The sequence below is a fragment of the Roseomonas sp. TS2 genome (genome assembly GCF_058833935.1).
Genome location: NZ_JCACVY010000361.1, coordinates 1 through 1,129 on the forward strand (window position 1 = coordinate 1; position 1,129 = coordinate 1,129).

Consider the following 1,129-nt stretch of genomic DNA (forward strand, 5'->3'; position numbering starts at 1 on the left):
GCGCGGCGCGGCGCCCGGCGGCGGAGAGGGCGGGGGCGGGGGGCATCGCCTCCGGCCGGCGCCGCGCCAGCAGCAGGATGGCCAGCATGTAGAGCGCCGCCGCCAGCAGCCCGGGGATGAGCGCCGCCATGAACAGCTTGGCGATATTCTGCTCCGTGCTGATGGCATAGACCACCAGGATGACGCTGGGCGGGATCAGGATGCCCAGCGTGCCGCCCACCGCGATGGTGCCGGCGGCGAGGCCGGGCTCGTAGCCGTGGCGGCGCAGCTCGGGCAGGGCGGCGCGGCCGAAGGTGGCGGTGGTGGCCACCGAGGAGCCGCACACCGCCCCGAACGCCGCGCAGGCGCCGATGACGCCGATGGCCAGGCCCCCGCGCCGCTGGCCCACCAGCGCCTGGGCGGCGGTGAACAGGTCGCCCGCCAGCCCGCCGCGCTCGGCGATGGCACCCATCAGGATGAAGAGGGGGATGACGGAGAAGGTGTAGCTGGCGAAGAGGTGCCAGGGCGTGGCCTTCAGGTAGTTGGCCAGCACCTCCCACCCCACGATGTGCTGGTAGCCGAAGGCGCCCACCAGCAGCATGGCCAGCCCCACCGGCGCCCGCAGCGCGATGAGCAGCAGCAGCGCGCCGAAGCCGGTGCCGGCGAGCAGGAACTCCTCGCTCATGGCTTCTCCGCCGGCTGCAGGGCGCAGCGCAGCGCCGCCAGGGCGGTGGCCAGCAGCGCCAGCGCGCCGAGGCCGATGGCCCACCACAGCGGCATGGAGAGCACCATGCTGCGCGTGTCGCTGCGCCACGCATCGAGCGCGCCGAGCACCATGCGCCAGCCCAGCAGCGCCGCCGCCAGCGCCCAGACGAGATTCCAGAAGGCGTCGATGACGCGGCACAGCCCGGTGGGCAGCCAGCTCGTGAAGCTGTCCACCAGGATGTTGGCGCGCCGCAGCGTGCCGAAGGCCAGGAAGCCGAACACGGCGAGGCCCGAGCCGGCCTGCACCAGCTCGAAATCGCCCGGGATGGGCTGGCCCAGCAGCCAGCGCCGCAGCACGCTGGCCGCGGTGAGCAGGGCGGTGGCCAGCAGCATGGCGCCGCCGGCCAGCATCAGCGCCCGGCAGAGCAGCGCCACCGGGCCATGC

The 1,129-nt window shown here is 74.4% G+C and carries 2 protein-coding genes; both read right to left on the minus strand.

Going from position 1 to position 1,129, the window contains the following annotated elements; genetic code table 11:
• A partial coding sequence (locus ACZJYS_RS24400; protein ID WP_493180659.1) for a TRAP transporter large permease subunit occupies positions 1 to 664 on the minus strand: 664 nt, incomplete at its 3' end.
• The coding region (locus ACZJYS_RS24405) for a TRAP transporter small permease (RefSeq protein ID WP_493180660.1) at positions 661 to 1,129 on the minus strand (469 nt) is incomplete at its 5' end. The genes ACZJYS_RS24400 and ACZJYS_RS24405, both read right to left, overlap by 4 nt.